The organism is Nakamurella flavida (assembly GCF_030811475.1).
Lineage (GTDB): Bacteria > Actinomycetota > Actinomycetes > Mycobacteriales > Nakamurellaceae > Nakamurella > Nakamurella flavida.
Genome location: NZ_JAUSQV010000001.1, coordinates 3,662,786 through 3,677,478, shown reverse-complemented (window position 1 = coordinate 3,677,478; position 14,693 = coordinate 3,662,786). Strand labels below are relative to the sequence as shown.

Below are 14,693 nucleotides of genomic sequence, written 5' to 3'. Positions count from 1 at the left end.
GGCGTGGCACGATGACCCCCAGACCTGCGGCCGGCCGGGACGATGCGGTGCCCCGGTCGCGCCATCACCGTTGTGACGAAGCGATCGAGGAGCCCGCCGTGGCGATGTCCGGGACCCCCCACCAGACGAACCGGTTGACCGTGCCCGGGGCGGCGAACGCCGCGATCCCGCTGGTCACCGAGCCGGACGTGGATCGTTCCGCCTCGATGGGCTCGCTGGTCAAGCAGGCCACCGAGCACATGTCCACCCTGGTCCGCTCGGAGATCGAGCTGGCCAAGATGGAGGTCACCGCCAGCGTCAAGAGCGGGGTGCGCGGCGGCATCTTCTTCGGACTCGCCGCCGCCATCGGGGTGTTCTCCCTCTTCTTCTTCTTCTTCATGATCGGCGAGATCCTCGCCATCTGGCTGCCCCGATCGCTGGCCTTCGCCATCGTGTTCATCGTGATGGTGCTGGCGGCCGGTGCCCTGGCGTTCCTCGGCTGGCGCAAGGTCAAGCAGATCAAGAAGCCCGAGCAGACCATCGCCTCGCTGACGGAGACCGCGTCCACCCTGAAGTACGCCGCCACCCACACCCCGGAGACGGCGACCCAGGGCGCCGTCCAGCCCACCACCCTCCCGCGGCGCTGACCCGGGTACCGACCGGCCCCCCGATGTGGCTCACGCCGGACGCGCGATGACGCCGGTGCCGCCCTCCTCCGTCCGCGAGGCCGGCCCGTGGACCCACCGGGACGTGAGCGCCAACGGCATCCGGTTCCACCTCGCCGAGGCCGGTTCCGGCCCCCTGGTGCTGCTCGTGCACGGTTTCGCCCAGTACTGGTGGTCCTGGCGGCACCAGCTCGCCGGCCTGGCCGAGCGGGGGTTCCGCGCCGTCGCGGTCGACCTCCGTGGGTACGGGGACACCGACAAGACCCCCCGCGGGTACGACGCCCGCAATCTCGCCGCCGACCTGGCCGGTCTGGTCCGTGCGCTGGGTGAACGGGACGCCGTCATCGTCGGACAGGGTCAGGGTGGCGTCACCGCATTCGACACCGCCGTGCTCAGCTCGGCCCAGGTCCGGGCGGTGGTGGCCATCTCCGCGCCGCACCCGGCCAGCGTGGCGCGGGTCGCCTGGCCGCTGGCCACCGATCGCTACCGGCGGCTGCTGTCCTGGTCGGCGCTCCCGGTCTGGCCCGAGCGCCACCTGCAGGCCGGTCACGGCGCGCTGGTGGAACGCCTGATGCGGTCGCAGGCCGGACCGGCCTGGCGGGCCTCGGCCGATTTCACCGAGACCGCGGCACGGATGAGACGGGCGATCCAGATCCCGGGCGCCGCCCGCGGCGCGGTCGAGCACCTTCGGTGGGTCGCCCGCTCTCCGGTGCGTGCGGACGGATTCCGTCACCGCGAGGCGCTCACCACACCGATCCGCGTGCCCGTGCTGCACGTGACCGGGGACGGTGACCGGTTCGTCCCCGCGTCCGCGCTCGTCGAGGCCCGTCAGTGGTGTCTCGGGCCGTACCGGATGACCCGTGTCCCGGCCGTGGGTCACTTCCCGGCCGAGGAGGCACCCGATCTCCTCACCGAGCTGATCGCCCAGGTCGCGGCGGACACCGACCGGGGCCGGCACGAGATCGGCACCCGCCGGGCCCGGCCGCCTCAGGCGGCGGTGCAGGCCCCGGTCCCCGCGGCGGTGTCGTCCACCAGTCCGGCGGCCACCACCGGCGCCACCTCCGCCGCGGTCAGCGCGAACCCGACCTCGGGTTCGGCCACCGATGCGCCGAACACCACGCCGAGCACGGTGCCGTCCGGGTCGAGCAGCGGTCCACCGGAGTTCCCGGGCCGCACCGACCCACGCACCGTGTAGACCTCCCGCTGGACGGTGTCCGCGGCATAGATGTCCGGCCCGCGCAGCGTGAACTCGGAGCTGATCCGGGCGGCGCCGAGCGTGTACGGGCCACCGAGGGGGTAGCCGGCGACCACGGCGTCATCACCGCTGCCCGCCGGCGTGTCGGCGAAGGTCAGGGCCGGAGCCGTCAGTCCGGGCACGGCCAGCACGGCCAGGTCACGCTCGGGGTCGTAGACCACCACGCTCGCGTCGACGGTGCCGGCTCCGGTCTCCACCACCGCCCGGAACGAACCCGCGACCACGTGGGCATTGGTGAGCAGTCGCTCCGGACCGATCACGAAGCCGGTGCCGGACATGGTGCGGGAACAGGAATCGGACTGGGCCCGGATCTTCAGGACCGAACCCTGGACCGCCTGCAGCGCCGGGTCACCCGCCAGGGCGGGATCCGGCTCCGGCACCGTGACGTCCGGGGTGGGCGCCAGCGGGTCCAGGATGGCCGGGAAGCCGGAGTCGTCGAACACCGTCCGGAGCCCGTCGGACAGGTCGCGGACCGGGGCGGGCATCACCGTGTCGACCCGGCCGAGGACCTCGGAGGAACGGATCGCCGAGGAGACGGCGGGGTACGGCACCGAGGCCAGGGGCACGGCGACCATCCAGATGACCACCAGCACGGCGGCGGTGTGCACGAGCAGCCCGAGGGTGCGTTCCACCGCCTTGGCCGGCCGCCAGGTGATGCGTCGGGCGATCCGGCGGCCGACGGCCGACCCGATCAGCTCCCCGGCCCCCACCCCGACGACGACGCAGGCCACGCCGATCGCGACCTTGGCGGCCGAGTCGTCCACCCTGGTCATCAGCATCGGCGACAGGCGGATGGCCAGGACCGCGCCGCCGACCGCGCCGAGCAGGGTGAGCATCGCGGTGATCAGGCCCTGCCGGAACCCGGAGACGGCCGCCAGGAGCAGCATCGCCACGACGACGACGTCGACGACGTTCATGCGGCGGCCCGGGCCGGGTCACGCCGGCGAGGGACGGTGATGCGGAGGTCGTCCATGCCGAACCAGACGCCCGTCACCCGGTCGAGGTTCATCCGGCGGTGGACACCGGACCGGGCGGATGGACGAGACCGGGGGGATGCAGCCGACGATCGGGGTCCCAGGGCCGCTCCCAACCGCCGGCCCGCACCAGCAGATCGACCAGCGCGCCGGTGAACCCCCACACGATCGTGCCGGCGACGTCGAAGGCCGGCGAGACGAAGCCGTCGCGCAGGGCGACCTGACCGCGCCGATCGGGATCGGCCAGATCGGCGATCGGGACCCGGGCCACCTGCGCCGTCTCCGCGGGGTCCACCGGTCCGACCTCGCCCGGGGTGTGCCAGTACGCCAGCACCGGCCGTACCCGGTAACGGGACGGCACCACGTACACCTCGGGGAACAGTGCCACCGGGGTCACCCCCTCGGGGTGCAGGCCGGTCTCCTCGGCCCCCTCCCGCAGGGCGGTGGCCACCGCGTCCTCCCCGGGATCGGCGCCGCCGCCGGGGAAGGCGGGCTGCCCGGGATGGGCCCGCAGCGTGTCGGCCCGGACGGTCAACAGCAGATCGGGCCCGGCCGGCCCCTCGCCCAGCAGCATCAGCACCGCACCCCGGCGCGCGTCGGCGGGCGCGCGCTGGGCCATCGCCCGGGGCAGCGGTGGCAGCCCAGCGCCGTCCACCCGCTGCGCCAGCGGCCGGAGCCAGCCGGGCAGCGCGGTGGGGTCGACCAGCAGCCGGCCGGTCGTCGGATCGCCGTCCCGACCGGCCCCGTCACCGACCCCGGCGGGAACGGTCATCCGTGGTCCCCGGGCTCGACCAGGCCCAGCAGGTGCTCGCGTTCCGACCCGGTGATCAGGGCAGCGGCAGCGACCGGATCCGTGGGCCCGGTGCCGTACGACGGGCAGGTGGACGCCAGGACGCAGGCTCCGCAGGCCGGCTTGCGGGCGGTGCACACCCGCCGCCCGTGGAAGATGACCCGGTGGGAGAACATCGTCCACGTGGCCGGCCGCAGCAGGGCCCCGATCTCGTGCTCGATCTTCACCGGATCGGTCTGCTCGGTCAGCCCCCACCGCTGGGTGAGGCGCTGGAAGTGGGTGTCCACCGTGATCCCGGGGACACCGAAGGCGTTGCCCAGCACGACGTTCGCGGTCTTGCGACCGATGCCGGGCAGGGTGACGAGCTCGCCCAGGGTGCCGGGGACCACCCCGTCGAACCGCTCCACCAGGGCCTGCCCGAGCCCGATGAGCGAGGATGCCTTGTTCCGGAAGAACCCCGTCGGCCGGATCATCTCCTCGAGCTCGGCCCGCTGCGCGCCGGCGTAGTCCGCCGCCGTGCGGTATCGCGCGAACAACGCCGGGGTGGTCAGGTTGACCCGCACATCGGTGCACTGCGCGGACAGCACGGTGGCCACGGCCAGCTCGAGCGGCGTGGTGAAGTCCAGCTCGCAGTGCGCATCGGGAAAGGCGACCGTCAGCTGCGCGTCGATCCTGTGGGCCCGGCGGGTACGCGCCAGGGGCGTGCTCGGGATGCGTGAGGCGATGACCACCGCACCACCCTCGCACAGCCCCCCGACACCCCCGGGCCCCGCGCGCCTGCGTCGACACGGTCCGCCCGGTGCGGGACACTGTGCGGGTCATGACGGTCTTCCTGGTGCTCCTCATCCCGCTGCTGCTGATGGTCTTCGCCATCCTCATGGAACGGGTGGAGAACCGGCTGCGCAGCCCCACGGTCAGCGAGGGCGAGGTCGAGGAGTTCCTGGACCAGGCGCGACCGGACGAGGTGAACACCTTCATCCGGTACGGCTGGTCCCGCGCACTGGACACCTTCCGGCGCCGTCGGCGCCCCCGCGCACGCCGCCGCTCGCGCGGCTGACCGCCCGGTCGTCCGGTTCGCCGAACCGCCGGCCGACGCCGGGTGGCGCCCCGCGCCGCCGGTCCGCCCGCAGGCCCCTAGACTGACCCATCGTCGCCTTGTGACGGGCGACACTCGACATTCGCCGCTGCATGCGTTCGCCAGGAGGACAGGTGGAGGAAACCCTCGCCAGGGCCGGCATCTTCCAAGGAGTCGACCCCGACGCCGCCATGGCTCTGGGGACCCAACTGGAGACGGTGGAGTACCCGCGTGGCAGCTCCATCTTCGCCGAGGGCGAGCTGGGTGACCGGCTCTACGTGATCCTCTCCGGGAAGATCAAGCTGGGCCGGCACTCGCCCGACGGCCGGGAGAACCTGCTGGCCGTGATGGGCCCGTCGGACATGTTCGGCGAGCTCTCGGTCTTCGACCCGGGGCCCCGGACGTCCTCGGCGACGGCGGTGACCGACGTGCGCCTGGCCACGATGGACCGTGGCGCGCTCAAGGAGTGGATCAACAAGCGCCCGGAGATCGCCGAGCAGCTGCTCCGCGTGCTGGCCCGTCGCCTGCGGCGGACCAACAACTCCCTGGCCGACCTGATCTTCACCGACGTCCCCGGCCGGGTCGCCAAGGCCCTGTTGCAGTTGGCCCGTCAGTTCGGCCAGCAGGAGGGTGGGCACCTGCGGGTCACCCACGACCTCACCCAGGAGGAACTGGCCCAGCTGGTCGGGGCCTCGCGGGAGACGGTCAACAAGGCCCTGGCCGACTTCGGCCACCGCGGTTGGCTGCGCCTGGAGGGCAAGTCGGTGGTCCTGCTCGACGCCGACCGGCTGTCCCGCCGGGCTCGCTGAGGACTATCGGGTCGGACGCTGCAGCACCGTGCAGGTGACGGACACCGTCACCGCACGGGCTGCGCGGGAGGTCGCGGCCACCGTTGCGACGTCGAGATGGCGCGCGGTCGGGCCCATCCGGATCAACGCACCGACCTGCGGGCCGGTCAGCTCCATCCGGTACTCCACCTGCGTGGATCCGACCGGTTCGAGCAGGCCGGCGAACGCCCCGACGAGCGCGTCCTGTTTGCCCGCGTCCACGGCGAGCAGCGGGACGACGTCCCGGAGCTCGGCCAGGTGACCCGGCCGCGGCGTCACGCAGACCAGCCGGCCGCCCGGGGTCAGGATGCGGTGGATCTCCGACGGGGTCCGCGGTGCGAAGACACTGAGCACGACGTCGGCACAGGAGTCCCGCACCGGCAGGGCCGACCACGCGTCGGCCAGCACCGCGCCGACCCGGCGATGGACGGCGGCCGCACGGCGCGAGGCGTAGCGGGACGAGTCGATCGCCAGCCCGGTCGAACCGGGGACGGCCCCGACGCACGCGCCCAGGTAGTACCCGGTCCCGGCACCCAGCTCGACCACGGCACCCCCGTCCCCGGTCGACCCGCGGACGGCCTGCACGACGGCGTCGACGATCGGGGCGTACGCCCCGCTGCCCAGGAGGTCGACCCGCGCCGCGACCATGTCGGCCGAATCACCGGTGTCGGTCCGGGCCCCCGGGCCGAGCAGCGCGACGTAGCCCTGGCGTGCGACGTCGAACCGGTGCCCCGAGACACACGCCAGCACAGCGGGTTCCGGCCGGCTCAGCTCGAGCCGACAGTGGGGGCAGACGAGGAGCGGAAGCACGCCGTCCAGACCGCCGGGCGACGGACTCACCGTCCCCCACCGGCCAGGTACCGCAGCTGCGCGGCGACCGACGACTCGGCGGCGCCGCGCACCGACGGATCCACCTCCCCGTAGACCCGGTCGGTCACCACGCCCACCGCCGCCGGGTCCCCGGGGTCCAGCGACGCCGCCGTCACCGCATCGCGCACCTGGGCCAGCCGCTCCTCCCGGTGCCGGCGGTAGGCCCGGCACACCGCGGCGAGATCGGGCAGCTCGGGGCCGTGGGCCGGCAGCACCCGGGCGGCACCGAGACCCGCGAGCAGGTCCAGCGTGCGCAGGTAGTCCGCCAGCGAGCCGTCCGGCGGCGCGAGGACGGTGGTGCCGCGACCCAGGATCGTGTCCCCCGTCAGCACCGAGCCGGAGCCGGGGCCGGGGAGCCGGAAGCAGGCCGAGTCGGCGGTGTGACCCGGGGTGGCCAGCACCGTGATGGTCAGACCGGCGGCGTCGATCCGCTCGTCGGCCGTCAGCGGGGACGCACCGAGGCAGTGCACCGGGTCGACGGCCCGGACCGGAGCGCCGGTCATCGCGGCGAACGCCGCGGCGCCGGCCGTGTGGTCGGCATGGCGATGGGTGATGAGGACGAGTTCCACCGGGCCGGCGGCGGCCAGCGTCCGCAGGTGATCGGTGTCGTCCGGCCCGGGATCCACCACCACCGCCGCCGCGGTCCCCGGAGCGGCCAACCGGTAGGAGTTGGTGCCGTCCAGGGTCATCGGCCCCGGATTGGGCGCGAGCAGCACGGCCACCTGGGGGTCCAGCACGCGCAGCGACGACATGGGGCCACCGTAGCGAGCGCCTCGGGATGGCCTACCGTGCGCCCGTGAGCTGGCGCGAGGTGGTGACCGGGCCCGACCTGCGGGTGCTGGTGCGGACGGCCCGACGGGACCGGACCACGGCGACGGTGATCGCCTGGGCCGGCCGGGCGGTGCTCGTGGACCCCTCGTGGGATCCGGACGAGCTCGCCGACATCGCCGACCGGCTCGAGGCGGAACGCCTGACGGTGGTGGCCGGGTTCGCCACCCACGCCCATCACGACCACGTGCTCTGGCATCCGCGATTCGGGTCGGCCCCCCGGTGGGCGTCTCCCGCGGCGGCGGACCGCAGCCGCCGCGACCGGCCGGGCCTGGCCGTGGCGCTGGGCCCGGACTTCCCGCCCGAGCTCGTCGCGCTGGCCGGGGACGTCCGTGCCCTGGATGCCGACCGCATCCCGTGGGACGGGCCGGAACTACGGCTCGTCACCCACCGGGCCCACTCCCCGGGACACACCGCGGTGTGGCTCCCGGACGCGCGGGTCCTGCTGGCCGGCGACATGCTCAGCGACGTCGAACTCCCGCTGCCCGATCAGGGGCCGCACGCACTCGCCGACCACGAGCACGCGCTCACCCTGCTGCACCCCTACGTCCGGCGCGCCGCCCTGCTCGTGCCGGGCCACGGCACGGTGAGCGACGCACCGATGGACCGGTGGGCGGCCGACCGGAACTACCTGACCGCCGTGCTGACCGGGGCCGATCCGGTGGACCCCCGCCTGACCCTCCCGGGGATGAGCGAGGTCCACCGGGACACCGTGCGGCAGGCGTCAGCGCACCTGGACGACGGCCTCGATCTCGACGGGTGAGCCGAGCGGCAGTTCGGCCACCCCCACCGCGGACCGGGCATGCCGACCGGCGTCACCGAACACCTCGACCAGGAAGTCGGACGCCCCGTTGACGACGCCGGGGGCACCGGTGAAGCCGTCCGCGGACGCCACGAACCCGACGACCTTGACCACCCGGACCACCTGGTCCACCCCGACGGCCGCGTCGATCACGGCCAGCAGGTTGAGCGCGCAGAGCTGGGCATAGGTACGGGCGTCCTCCGGGGACACCTCGGCGCCGACCTTCCCGGTGGCCGGGAGCGCCCCGTCCACGAACGGCAGCTGACCGGCGGTGAAGACCAGGTCGCCGGTCCGGACGAACGGCAGGTAGCTGCCGGCCGCGGCCGGGACCGCGGGCAGCGTGATGCCCAGTTCGTCCAGGCGGGCCTGCACGCTCATGCGCGCTCGCGCTTCAGATAGGCCACCAGCTGCTCGGGGTTGGGGCCGGGGACGACCTGCACCAGCTCCCAGCCGTCCTCCCCCCAGGTGTCCAGGATCGCCTTGGTGGCGTGGGTGATCAGCGGAACGGTCGAGTACTCGAACCGGCGGGGGCCGGCCGGACCTGCGGGAGTCGTCATGGGGGCAACTCTAGGACGCCGCACCCCGGCGTCCCGTCGGCCGGTCGACCCGCGCGGGCCCGGGACGGCCCGCCGGGCCCGGCCTCTACCCTGGGGCGATGGACTGGTGGCACTGGGTGGCGGCAGGCGTCGCGGCACTGATGGTGCTGGTCCTGGTGCTGCTGCGGATGGACACCGCCCGGGAACGACGGGGGTCGGCCCTGCCGGGAGCCTGGCGGGCGCACGCGGTCGGCGTTCTCGCCGTCCCCGTCGTCTTCGCCGTGGTGCTCTTCTCCCCCCTGTGGTTGGCGCTGGTGATCATCGCGGTGCCGGCCCTGGCCATCGCCGTGATGGCACTGGCGTCCTGATCCTGACGTGGCCCGCTCCATGACCCCGCATCGCGACCCCGCCCCGCCCGTCAGAGAGGACCCGATGACCACCGCCCCCTCGCCGGTCGTGGCCGACCCGCAGGCCCGGCCCGGCTGGGACACCGCCGGCCGGCGCGCCCGGCTGCACGTGGTCACCGGCAAGGGCGGGACCGGCAAGACCACGGTGGCCGCCGCGCTGGCGCTGGCCCTGGCCGCCGACGGACGCCGCGTGCTGCTCATCGAGGTCGAGGAACGGCAGGGCATCGCCCGACTGTTCGACGTCCCCCCGCTGCCCTACGCCGAGCGCAAGATCGCCATCGCCTCCGGCGGCGGTGAGGTCCGCGCGCTGGCCGTCGACGTGGAGGCCGCCCTGCTCGAGTACTTCGCGCTCTTCTACAACCTGGGATTCGCCGGGCGCAGCCTGAAGAAGATGGGCGCCATCGAGTTCGCCACGACCCTGGCTCCGGGTCTGCGGGACGTCCTGCTGACCGGCAAGGCGAAGGAGACGGTGACGCGCACCGGTCCCGACCACCAGCCCGTCTACGACGCGGTCGTCATGGACGCCCCGCCCACCGGGCGCATCGCCACCTTCCTGTCCGTGACGGTCGCCATGTCCGACCTCGCCCGCCGGGGCCCGATCCGCAACCAGGCCGACGGGGTGGTCGCCCTGCTGCACTCCCCCGACACCCTGGTGCACCTGGTCGCCCTCCCCGAGGACCTTCCGGTGACCGAGACCGTCGAGGCCGTCGAGGAGCTGCGGGCCGCCGGGCTGCCGGTGGGGTCGATCGTGGTGAACGCCCTCTCCGATCCCCTGCTGCCGGGGGACGAGCTGGACGTGCTGGCCGGCGACGACCGGACCGGCGACGGCGACCTGATCCAGGCGCTGCGTGCCGCCGGGGTCGAGCCGGCGGATCCGGATCTCCCGGCCGGTCTCGTCGCCCAGGCCCGCGAGCACGCGGCCCGCGTCCTGGACGAACGGGACTGCCTGCGCCGCCTGGTCGAGACGGGCCTGCCCGTGCTGCGTCTGCCCCGGCTGATCGACGGCGCCGATCTGGGCGGCGTCTACGAGCTGGCCGACCGGCTCGCCGAGCAGGGGGTGCGCCGATGAGCGCCGACCGGCTGGACATGGGACGACTGCTCGGCGACCCGGCCACCAAGGTGCTGGTGACCTGCGGTGCGGGTGGCGTCGGCAAGACGACCACGGCCGCGGCCATGGCGCTGTGGGCCGCCGACCGGGGTCGCACCGTGGCCGTGCTGACCATCGACCCGGCCCGCCGGCTCGCGCAGTCGCTCGGCCTGGGCGAACTGGACAACGAGCCCCGCCGGGTGACGGTGGACCTCGCCCACCCCGACGGTCAGCTGTGGGCGATGATGCTGGACACCCGGCGCACCTTCGACGAGATGGTCGCTGCGCACTCCAGCCCGCAACGGGCCGAACAGATCTACGCCAATCCCTTCTACCAGTCGATCTCCTCGTCGTTCTCCGGGACGCAGGAGTACATGGCGATGGAGAAGCTGGGGCAGCTGGCCGCCACCGGCTCCTACGACCTCATCGTGGTCGACACCCCGCCGAGCCGGTCGGCGCTGGACTTCCTGGACGCCCCGCAACGCATGTCCTCGTTCCTGGACGGCCGGATGATCCGGATGCTGGGCACCCCCGGGCGCGGTGTGCTCAAGGTGGTCGGGGCGGGGTTCTCGCTGTTCACCCGGGCCGTGACGTCGGTGATCGGCGGTCAGATGCTCACCGACGCGGCCGCCTTCGTGACCCTGTTCGAGGACATGTTCGGCGGCTTCCGGGCGCGGGCGGAGACCACCTACCGACTGCTGCGGGCCCCGGGCACGAGCTTCGTGGTGGTGTCGATCCCGGAGGCGGACGCGCTCCGCGAGGCCTCGTACTTCGCGGACCGGCTGCGCGCCGAGCGGATGCCACTGGCCGGCCTGGTCCTCAACCGCACGCATCCCGCCGTCGCGGGCCTGAGCCGGGAGAGCGCCGAACGGATCGCCGACGACGTGGCCGGGAGCGATCCGGTGAGCGCCGGGATCCTCCAGGTACACGCCGCCCGGGCTGCGGTCCGGGCCGCCGAGCGACGGATGCGCGCCCGGTTCGTCCGGCAGCACAGCGATCTCGCGGTGGTCGAGGTACCCGCCCTGCCGTCCGACGCCCACGACGTACCGGCGCTGCGCGAGGTCGGCCGCCGGCTCACCACCGGCTGACGGCCGGGTCGGGCCGGCCACACCGGCCGGACGACGCCCCGGCCGCGTCCGGGTTGCCCGGTGAGGAGCTTCTCACCTGGGCCGACCCCGCCGGTCCGGCGGACCGGGCGGTGTCGGTGTCCGCCGGTACCCTGGCCCACGTGCGAGTGATGACGGGTCTCGGTCGGCTGGTGATCGGCACCCTGCTCGCGGGGGCGCTGGTGGCCGGACTCCTCCTGCCCTACACCCTGGGTCTGGGCATGGCGTCGAACAAGGTGGCCACGGCCGTGCAGGGTGCGGAGGCCGCCGCCCTGGACGAGCCGGTCCCGTTGACCACGACGTTCACCGACTCCCAGGGCACGCCGATCGCCTACGTCTACAACCAGAACCGGGTCCAGCGGCCGCTGGCCGGCATCTCGGACTACCTGCAGAAGGCCGTCGTCGCGGTCGAGGACCGCCGCTTCTTCACCCACAACGGGGTCGACTGGCGAGGGACGGTCCGGGCCCTGCTGGTCAACGCCCAGGGCGACCAGGGCCCGCAGGGCGGGTCCACCCTCACCCAGCAGTACGTGAAGAACTACCTCTACCTGGTGCAGGCGAAGACCGAGGCCGAGAAGGCCGACGCGATCGCGGCGACCCCCATCCGCAAGCTCCGCGAGGCGCGGATGGCGCTGGCCCTGGAGGCCCAGCTCAACAGCAAGGACGCCATCCTCGAGCGCTACCTCAACCTGGTCGCGTTCGGCCCGTCCACCTACGGCGCGGAGGCGGCCAGCAAGCGGTACTTCGGGGTCGACGCCGACCAGCTCACCCTGCCGCAGGCGGCGCTGCTGGCCGGGATGGTCAACAACCCGAACAAGTTCAACCCGCTCAACCCGGACCGCATCGAGGACGCCAAGAAGCGCCGGGACACCGTGTTGACCCTGATGGCCCAGCAGAAGTGGATCAGCCCCCAGGCTGCGGACGAGGCCAAGGCCGCCGATCTCGGGCTCAACCCGCAGACGGTGCCCAACGGGTGCGTGGCCGCGCCGAACTCGGAGACCGACGGCTTCTTCTGCACCTACGTGACCGACTACCTGGCCGGTGTCGGCCTGGACTACGACACGGTCGCCTCCGCCGGGTACACGGTGAAGACGACCCTGGATCCGACGGTGATGGCCGCGGCCAAGGCCGCGACGACCTCCAACGCCGACCCGAACGACCCCGCTGTGGCCCGGATCGCCAACGTGACCGCCGTGGTGCAGAAGGGCGAGCCCCGCAAGGTGGCCGCCCTGGCCAGCAACCGGCCGTTCGGCCTGAACGCCGAGGCCGGGCAGACGGTGCAGAAGCTGACGACCACCTTCGCCCCGCTCGGCGCCGGCTCGACCTTCAAGATCTTCACCGCCGCCGCGGCCCTGGAGGCCGGCTGGGGGACCAACAACGTTGTCGACGTGCCGGCCGAGTACCCCAGCACGATCAATCCCGGGTCGATCACGAGGAATGCCGGCACCTTCCCGACGCGGATGACGATCGCCCAGGCTCTCGCCACCTCCCCCAACACCGCCTTCGTGAACCTGGAGGAGTCGGTCGGCCTCGGCAAGGTGGCCGAGATGGCTGTCCGCCTCGGGATGAAGGGCTACCTCCTCGACGCGGGCGAGGTCGTCCCGTCGTTCGCCGGGACGGGCACCGACTACGAGCAGCAGATCACCGCCCAGAAGATCGCTTCCTTCACCCTCGGGGTCTCCCCGGTGAGCCCGCTGGAACTGGCCAACGTGGGTGCCACGATCGCCTCGGACGGACGCTGGTGCCCGCCCACCCCGGTGGACACCATCACCGACCGGGACGGCCGCCTGGTCGCCTGGAACTCCATCCCGTGCGAGGAGGCGGTTCCCAAGGAGCTGGCCCGCACCCTGGCCGTGGCCATGGAGGGCGACCTGGAGAACGTGAACGGGACGAAGGGGACCGCCTTCGACGCCGCGAGCGCCGCCGGCTGGAACTTCACCGCGGCCGGCAAGACGGGGACCACCCAGACCTACCGGTCCTCGGCGTTCCTGGGCTTCACCCCGCAGACCAGTGCCTCGGTCCTGGTGTGGGACTACCTCCCCCAACCGCAGTCCATCTGCCGAGACCCGCTCCGTTCGTGCTCCGAGGACGAGGCACTGCAGGCCGGCAACGGTATGTCCGGTGGCTCGGTCCCCGCGCAGACCTGGTTCTCCATGATGAATCCGCTGGTCCAGGGAGCCGAACCCCAGCTCTTCGCCCCGGCCTCCTCCACCTACATCACCGGGTCGCAAGCCACCCAGGTGCCGAATGTGGTGGGGCGACCGCTGGAGGACGCCACCGCGGAGCTCACCTCGCGAGGCTTCCTGGTGGCCACGAGCTCCAAGCAGGGCACGGGCGCAGTGGCGAACGTCGTGGTGGGCCAGACGCCGACCGGGAACGCCCCGGCGGGCTCCACCATCAACCTGACCATCTCCGCCGGCGGGGCCAACTGAGCCGACCGGGAGCCCGCACGACCGCCTCTAGGCTGGCGGCCATGTCCTCCCGTTCCACCCCGTCCGTCCGTCGTCCCGCCCGATCCCGGGCGGCCCCCCTGCTCGGAGCGGCCGTCGCTGCGGGAGCCGCCGCGGCCGGCTGGGGGCTGGTCGAGCCGTCCCTGTTCGCGTTGCGCCGGATCGACGTGCCGGTGCTCGCGCCCGGCGCCTGGCCGATCCGACTGCTGCACATCTCCGATCTGCACCTGGTGCCGGGACAGGACCGCAAGGCGCGGTGGGTGTCCGGGCTGGCCGATCTGCGACCCGATCTGGTGATCAACACCGGCGACACCCTCTCCCACGCCCGTTCGGTGCCGGCCGCGGTGGCCGCCTTCGGCGGTCTGCTGGACCTGCCGGGCGCGTTCGTCTTCGGCAACAACGACTACTACGCGCCCATCCGGAAGTCCCCGCACCGGTACTTCTTCGGGGCCCAGCCGTTGCCCACCCGTCCGGTCGACCTGCCCTGGCAGGATCTGCGCGCCGCGCAGGCCGAACGGGGCTGGGTGGACCTGGACAACACCCGGGCGACGCTGACCGTGCTCGGTCAGCGCATCGCGCTCGCCGGACTCGACGACCCGTTCACCCGGCGCGACCGGTACGCCGAGATCGCCGGGCCGGCCGACCCGGAGGCGGTGGTGCGCATCGGCGTCGTCCACGCCCCGCAACCGCGCGTGCTGGACCGGTTCGCCGACGACGGCTACGACCTGGTCCTGGCCGGGCACACCCACGGCGGCCAGGTCCGCCTGCCCGGCGTCGGTGCGTTGACGACCAACTGCGACCTGGACAGGTCGCGGGCGCGGGGCCTGTCCCGGTGGGGCGCCCACACCCGACTGCACGTGTCGGCGGGCCTGGGCTGCAATCCGTACGTGCCGGTCCGGTTCTGCTGTCGGCCGGAGGCGACCCTGCTGACCCTCGTCCCCCGGGCCTGAGCCCGTCCGGGCCCTGGCCCGGGTCGAACCGGGCCGGGGCTGACCGGCCCGGGGCAGGCGCCGGACGGTCAGGACCACCCCCGGGGATCGGC

The 14,693-nt window shown here is 73.5% G+C and carries 16 protein-coding genes and 1 pseudogene; 10 read left to right on the top strand and 7 right to left on the bottom strand.

Features of this window, described 5'->3' with window-relative positions; all coding sequences use genetic code 11:
* Positions 1-104 precede the first annotated feature (104 nt).
* A complete protein-coding gene (locus J2S58_RS16320) occupies positions 105-626 on the top strand; it encodes a phage holin family protein (RefSeq protein ID WP_240188774.1) in 522 nt (173 codons plus the stop codon).
* Between the two features lie 46 nt (positions 627-672).
* Positions 673-1,494 (top strand): annotated as a pseudogene (locus tag J2S58_RS16315) (alpha/beta fold hydrolase); the annotation flags it as partial.
* Between the two features lie 137 nt (positions 1,495-1,631).
* Here J2S58_RS16315 and J2S58_RS16310 read toward each other — a convergent pair.
* The 3 genes from J2S58_RS16310 to nth form a co-directional block, all read right to left on the bottom strand.
* Positions 1,632-2,816 (bottom strand): MarP family serine protease, encoded by a 1,185-nt coding sequence (locus J2S58_RS16310; RefSeq protein ID WP_205256345.1) that lies wholly within the window; start codon positions 2,814-2,816, stop codon positions 1,632-1,634.
* An 88-nt stretch (positions 2,817-2,904) separates the two neighbouring features.
* Positions 2,905-3,645 (bottom strand): NUDIX hydrolase, encoded by a 741-nt coding sequence (locus J2S58_RS16305; RefSeq protein ID WP_205256346.1) that lies wholly within the window; start codon positions 3,643-3,645, stop codon positions 2,905-2,907.
* Positions 3,642-4,394 carry an endonuclease III gene (nth, locus tag J2S58_RS16300; protein ID WP_306828924.1) on the bottom strand — a complete coding sequence of 251 codons (753 nt, stop codon included), beginning with the start codon at positions 4,392-4,394 and terminating at the stop codon, positions 3,642-3,644. Before nth ends, J2S58_RS16305 begins: the two co-directional genes overlap by 4 nt.
* Positions 4,395-4,483: 89 nt before the next feature.
* On the opposite strand from nth, the gene J2S58_RS16295 reads away from it, so the two are divergent.
* Positions 4,484-4,720: a hypothetical protein gene (locus tag J2S58_RS16295; RefSeq protein ID WP_205256347.1), complete on the top strand. Its 237-nt coding sequence runs from the start codon at positions 4,484-4,486 to the stop codon at positions 4,718-4,720.
* Between the two features lie 152 nt (positions 4,721-4,872).
* Positions 4,873-5,547, top strand: a complete 675-nt coding sequence (locus J2S58_RS16290; RefSeq protein WP_205256348.1) for a Crp/Fnr family transcriptional regulator — start codon at positions 4,873-4,875, stop codon at positions 5,545-5,547.
* A gap of 3 nt (positions 5,548-5,550) precedes the next feature.
* Here the strand turns inward: J2S58_RS16290 and J2S58_RS16285 are convergent, their stop codons facing one another.
* Both J2S58_RS16285 and J2S58_RS16280 read right to left on the bottom strand, forming a co-directional pair.
* Positions 5,551-6,405, bottom strand: a complete 855-nt coding sequence (locus J2S58_RS16285) for a putative RNA methyltransferase (protein ID WP_205256349.1) — start codon at positions 6,403-6,405, stop codon at positions 5,551-5,553.
* Positions 6,402-7,187, bottom strand: coding sequence for an MBL fold metallo-hydrolase (locus J2S58_RS16280; protein WP_205256350.1), 786 nt, complete (start codon positions 7,185-7,187; stop codon positions 6,402-6,404). Before J2S58_RS16280 ends, J2S58_RS16285 begins: the two co-directional genes overlap by 4 nt.
* A gap of 44 nt (positions 7,188-7,231) precedes the next feature.
* On the opposite strand from J2S58_RS16280, the gene J2S58_RS16275 reads away from it, so the two are divergent.
* Entirely contained in the window at positions 7,232-8,026 is a 795-nt protein-coding gene (locus tag J2S58_RS16275) for an MBL fold metallo-hydrolase (protein ID WP_205256351.1), read from the top strand.
* On the opposite strand, the gene J2S58_RS16270 is transcribed toward J2S58_RS16275, so the two are convergent.
* Both J2S58_RS16270 and J2S58_RS16265 read right to left on the bottom strand, forming a co-directional pair.
* The gene (locus tag J2S58_RS16270; RefSeq protein WP_205256352.1) at positions 7,988-8,443 is read right to left on the bottom strand and encodes a RidA family protein; all 456 of its coding nucleotides are present in this window, start codon (positions 8,441-8,443) and stop codon (positions 7,988-7,990) included. The two genes, J2S58_RS16275 and J2S58_RS16270, sit on opposite strands and share 39 nt — an antisense overlap.
* On the bottom strand, positions 8,440-8,622 hold the full coding sequence (locus J2S58_RS16265) for a DUF4177 domain-containing protein (protein WP_205256353.1): 183 nt from the start codon (positions 8,620-8,622) through the stop codon (positions 8,440-8,442). The genes J2S58_RS16270 and J2S58_RS16265 overlap by 4 nt, the downstream gene beginning before the upstream one ends.
* 98 nt (positions 8,623-8,720) lie before the next feature.
* Here J2S58_RS16265 and J2S58_RS16260 point away from each other — a divergent pair, with 98 nt between their 5' ends.
* The 5 genes from J2S58_RS16260 to J2S58_RS16240 all read left to right on the top strand — a co-directional run bounded on the left by J2S58_RS16260 (position 8,721) and on the right by J2S58_RS16240 (position 14,601).
* On the top strand, positions 8,721-8,969 hold the full coding sequence (locus J2S58_RS16260) for a hypothetical protein (protein WP_205256354.1): 249 nt from the start codon (positions 8,721-8,723) through the stop codon (positions 8,967-8,969).
* A gap of 64 nt (positions 8,970-9,033) precedes the next feature.
* Positions 9,034-10,077, top strand: a complete 1,044-nt coding sequence (locus J2S58_RS16255; protein WP_205256355.1) for an ArsA-related P-loop ATPase — start codon at positions 9,034-9,036, stop codon at positions 10,075-10,077.
* Positions 10,074-11,183, top strand: a complete 1,110-nt coding sequence (locus J2S58_RS16250; protein WP_205256356.1) for an ArsA family ATPase — start codon at positions 10,074-10,076, stop codon at positions 11,181-11,183. Before J2S58_RS16255 ends, J2S58_RS16250 begins: the two co-directional genes overlap by 4 nt.
* 149 nt (positions 11,184-11,332) lie before the next feature.
* Positions 11,333-13,633, top strand: a complete 2,301-nt coding sequence (locus J2S58_RS16245; protein WP_240188778.1) for a transglycosylase domain-containing protein — start codon at positions 11,333-11,335, stop codon at positions 13,631-13,633.
* Positions 13,634-13,674: 41 nt separating this feature from the next.
* The gene (locus J2S58_RS16240) at positions 13,675-14,601 is read left to right on the top strand and encodes a metallophosphoesterase (protein WP_205256358.1); all 927 of its coding nucleotides are present in this window, start codon (positions 13,675-13,677) and stop codon (positions 14,599-14,601) included.
* Positions 14,602-14,693: the final 92 nt, after the last annotated feature.

Excerpts from the sequence above, each read along its gene's own strand:
- J2S58_RS16305 (WP_205256346.1), bottom strand. The coding sequence starts at position 3,645 with ATGACCGTTCCCGCCGGGGTCGGTGACGGGGCCGGTCGGGACGGCGAT.
- J2S58_RS16260 (WP_205256354.1), top strand. The coding sequence starts at position 8,721 with ATGGACTGGTGGCACTGGGTGGCGGCAGGCGTCGCGGCACTGATGGTG.
- J2S58_RS16245 (WP_240188778.1), top strand. The coding sequence starts at position 11,333 with ATGACGGGTCTCGGTCGGCTGGTGATCGGCACCCTGCTCGCGGGGGCG.
- J2S58_RS16320 (WP_240188774.1), top strand. The coding sequence starts at position 105 with ATGTCCGGGACCCCCCACCAGACGAACCGGTTGACCGTGCCCGGGGCG.
- J2S58_RS16250 (WP_205256356.1), top strand. The coding sequence starts at position 10,074 with ATGAGCGCCGACCGGCTGGACATGGGACGACTGCTCGGCGACCCGGCC.
- J2S58_RS16240 (WP_205256358.1), top strand. The coding sequence starts at position 13,675 with ATGTCCTCCCGTTCCACCCCGTCCGTCCGTCGTCCCGCCCGATCCCGG.
- J2S58_RS16280 (WP_205256350.1), bottom strand. The coding sequence starts at position 7,187 with ATGTCGTCGCTGCGCGTGCTGGACCCCCAGGTGGCCGTGCTGCTCGCG.
- J2S58_RS16295 (WP_205256347.1), top strand. The coding sequence starts at position 4,484 with ATGACGGTCTTCCTGGTGCTCCTCATCCCGCTGCTGCTGATGGTCTTC.
- J2S58_RS16270 (WP_205256352.1), bottom strand. The coding sequence starts at position 8,443 with ATGAGCGTGCAGGCCCGCCTGGACGAACTGGGCATCACGCTGCCCGCG.
- J2S58_RS16255 (WP_205256355.1), top strand. The coding sequence starts at position 9,034 with ATGACCACCGCCCCCTCGCCGGTCGTGGCCGACCCGCAGGCCCGGCCC.
- J2S58_RS16310 (WP_205256345.1), bottom strand. The coding sequence starts at position 2,816 with ATGAACGTCGTCGACGTCGTCGTCGTGGCGATGCTGCTCCTGGCGGCC.
- J2S58_RS16265 (WP_205256353.1), bottom strand. The coding sequence starts at position 8,622 with ATGACGACTCCCGCAGGTCCGGCCGGCCCCCGCCGGTTCGAGTACTCG.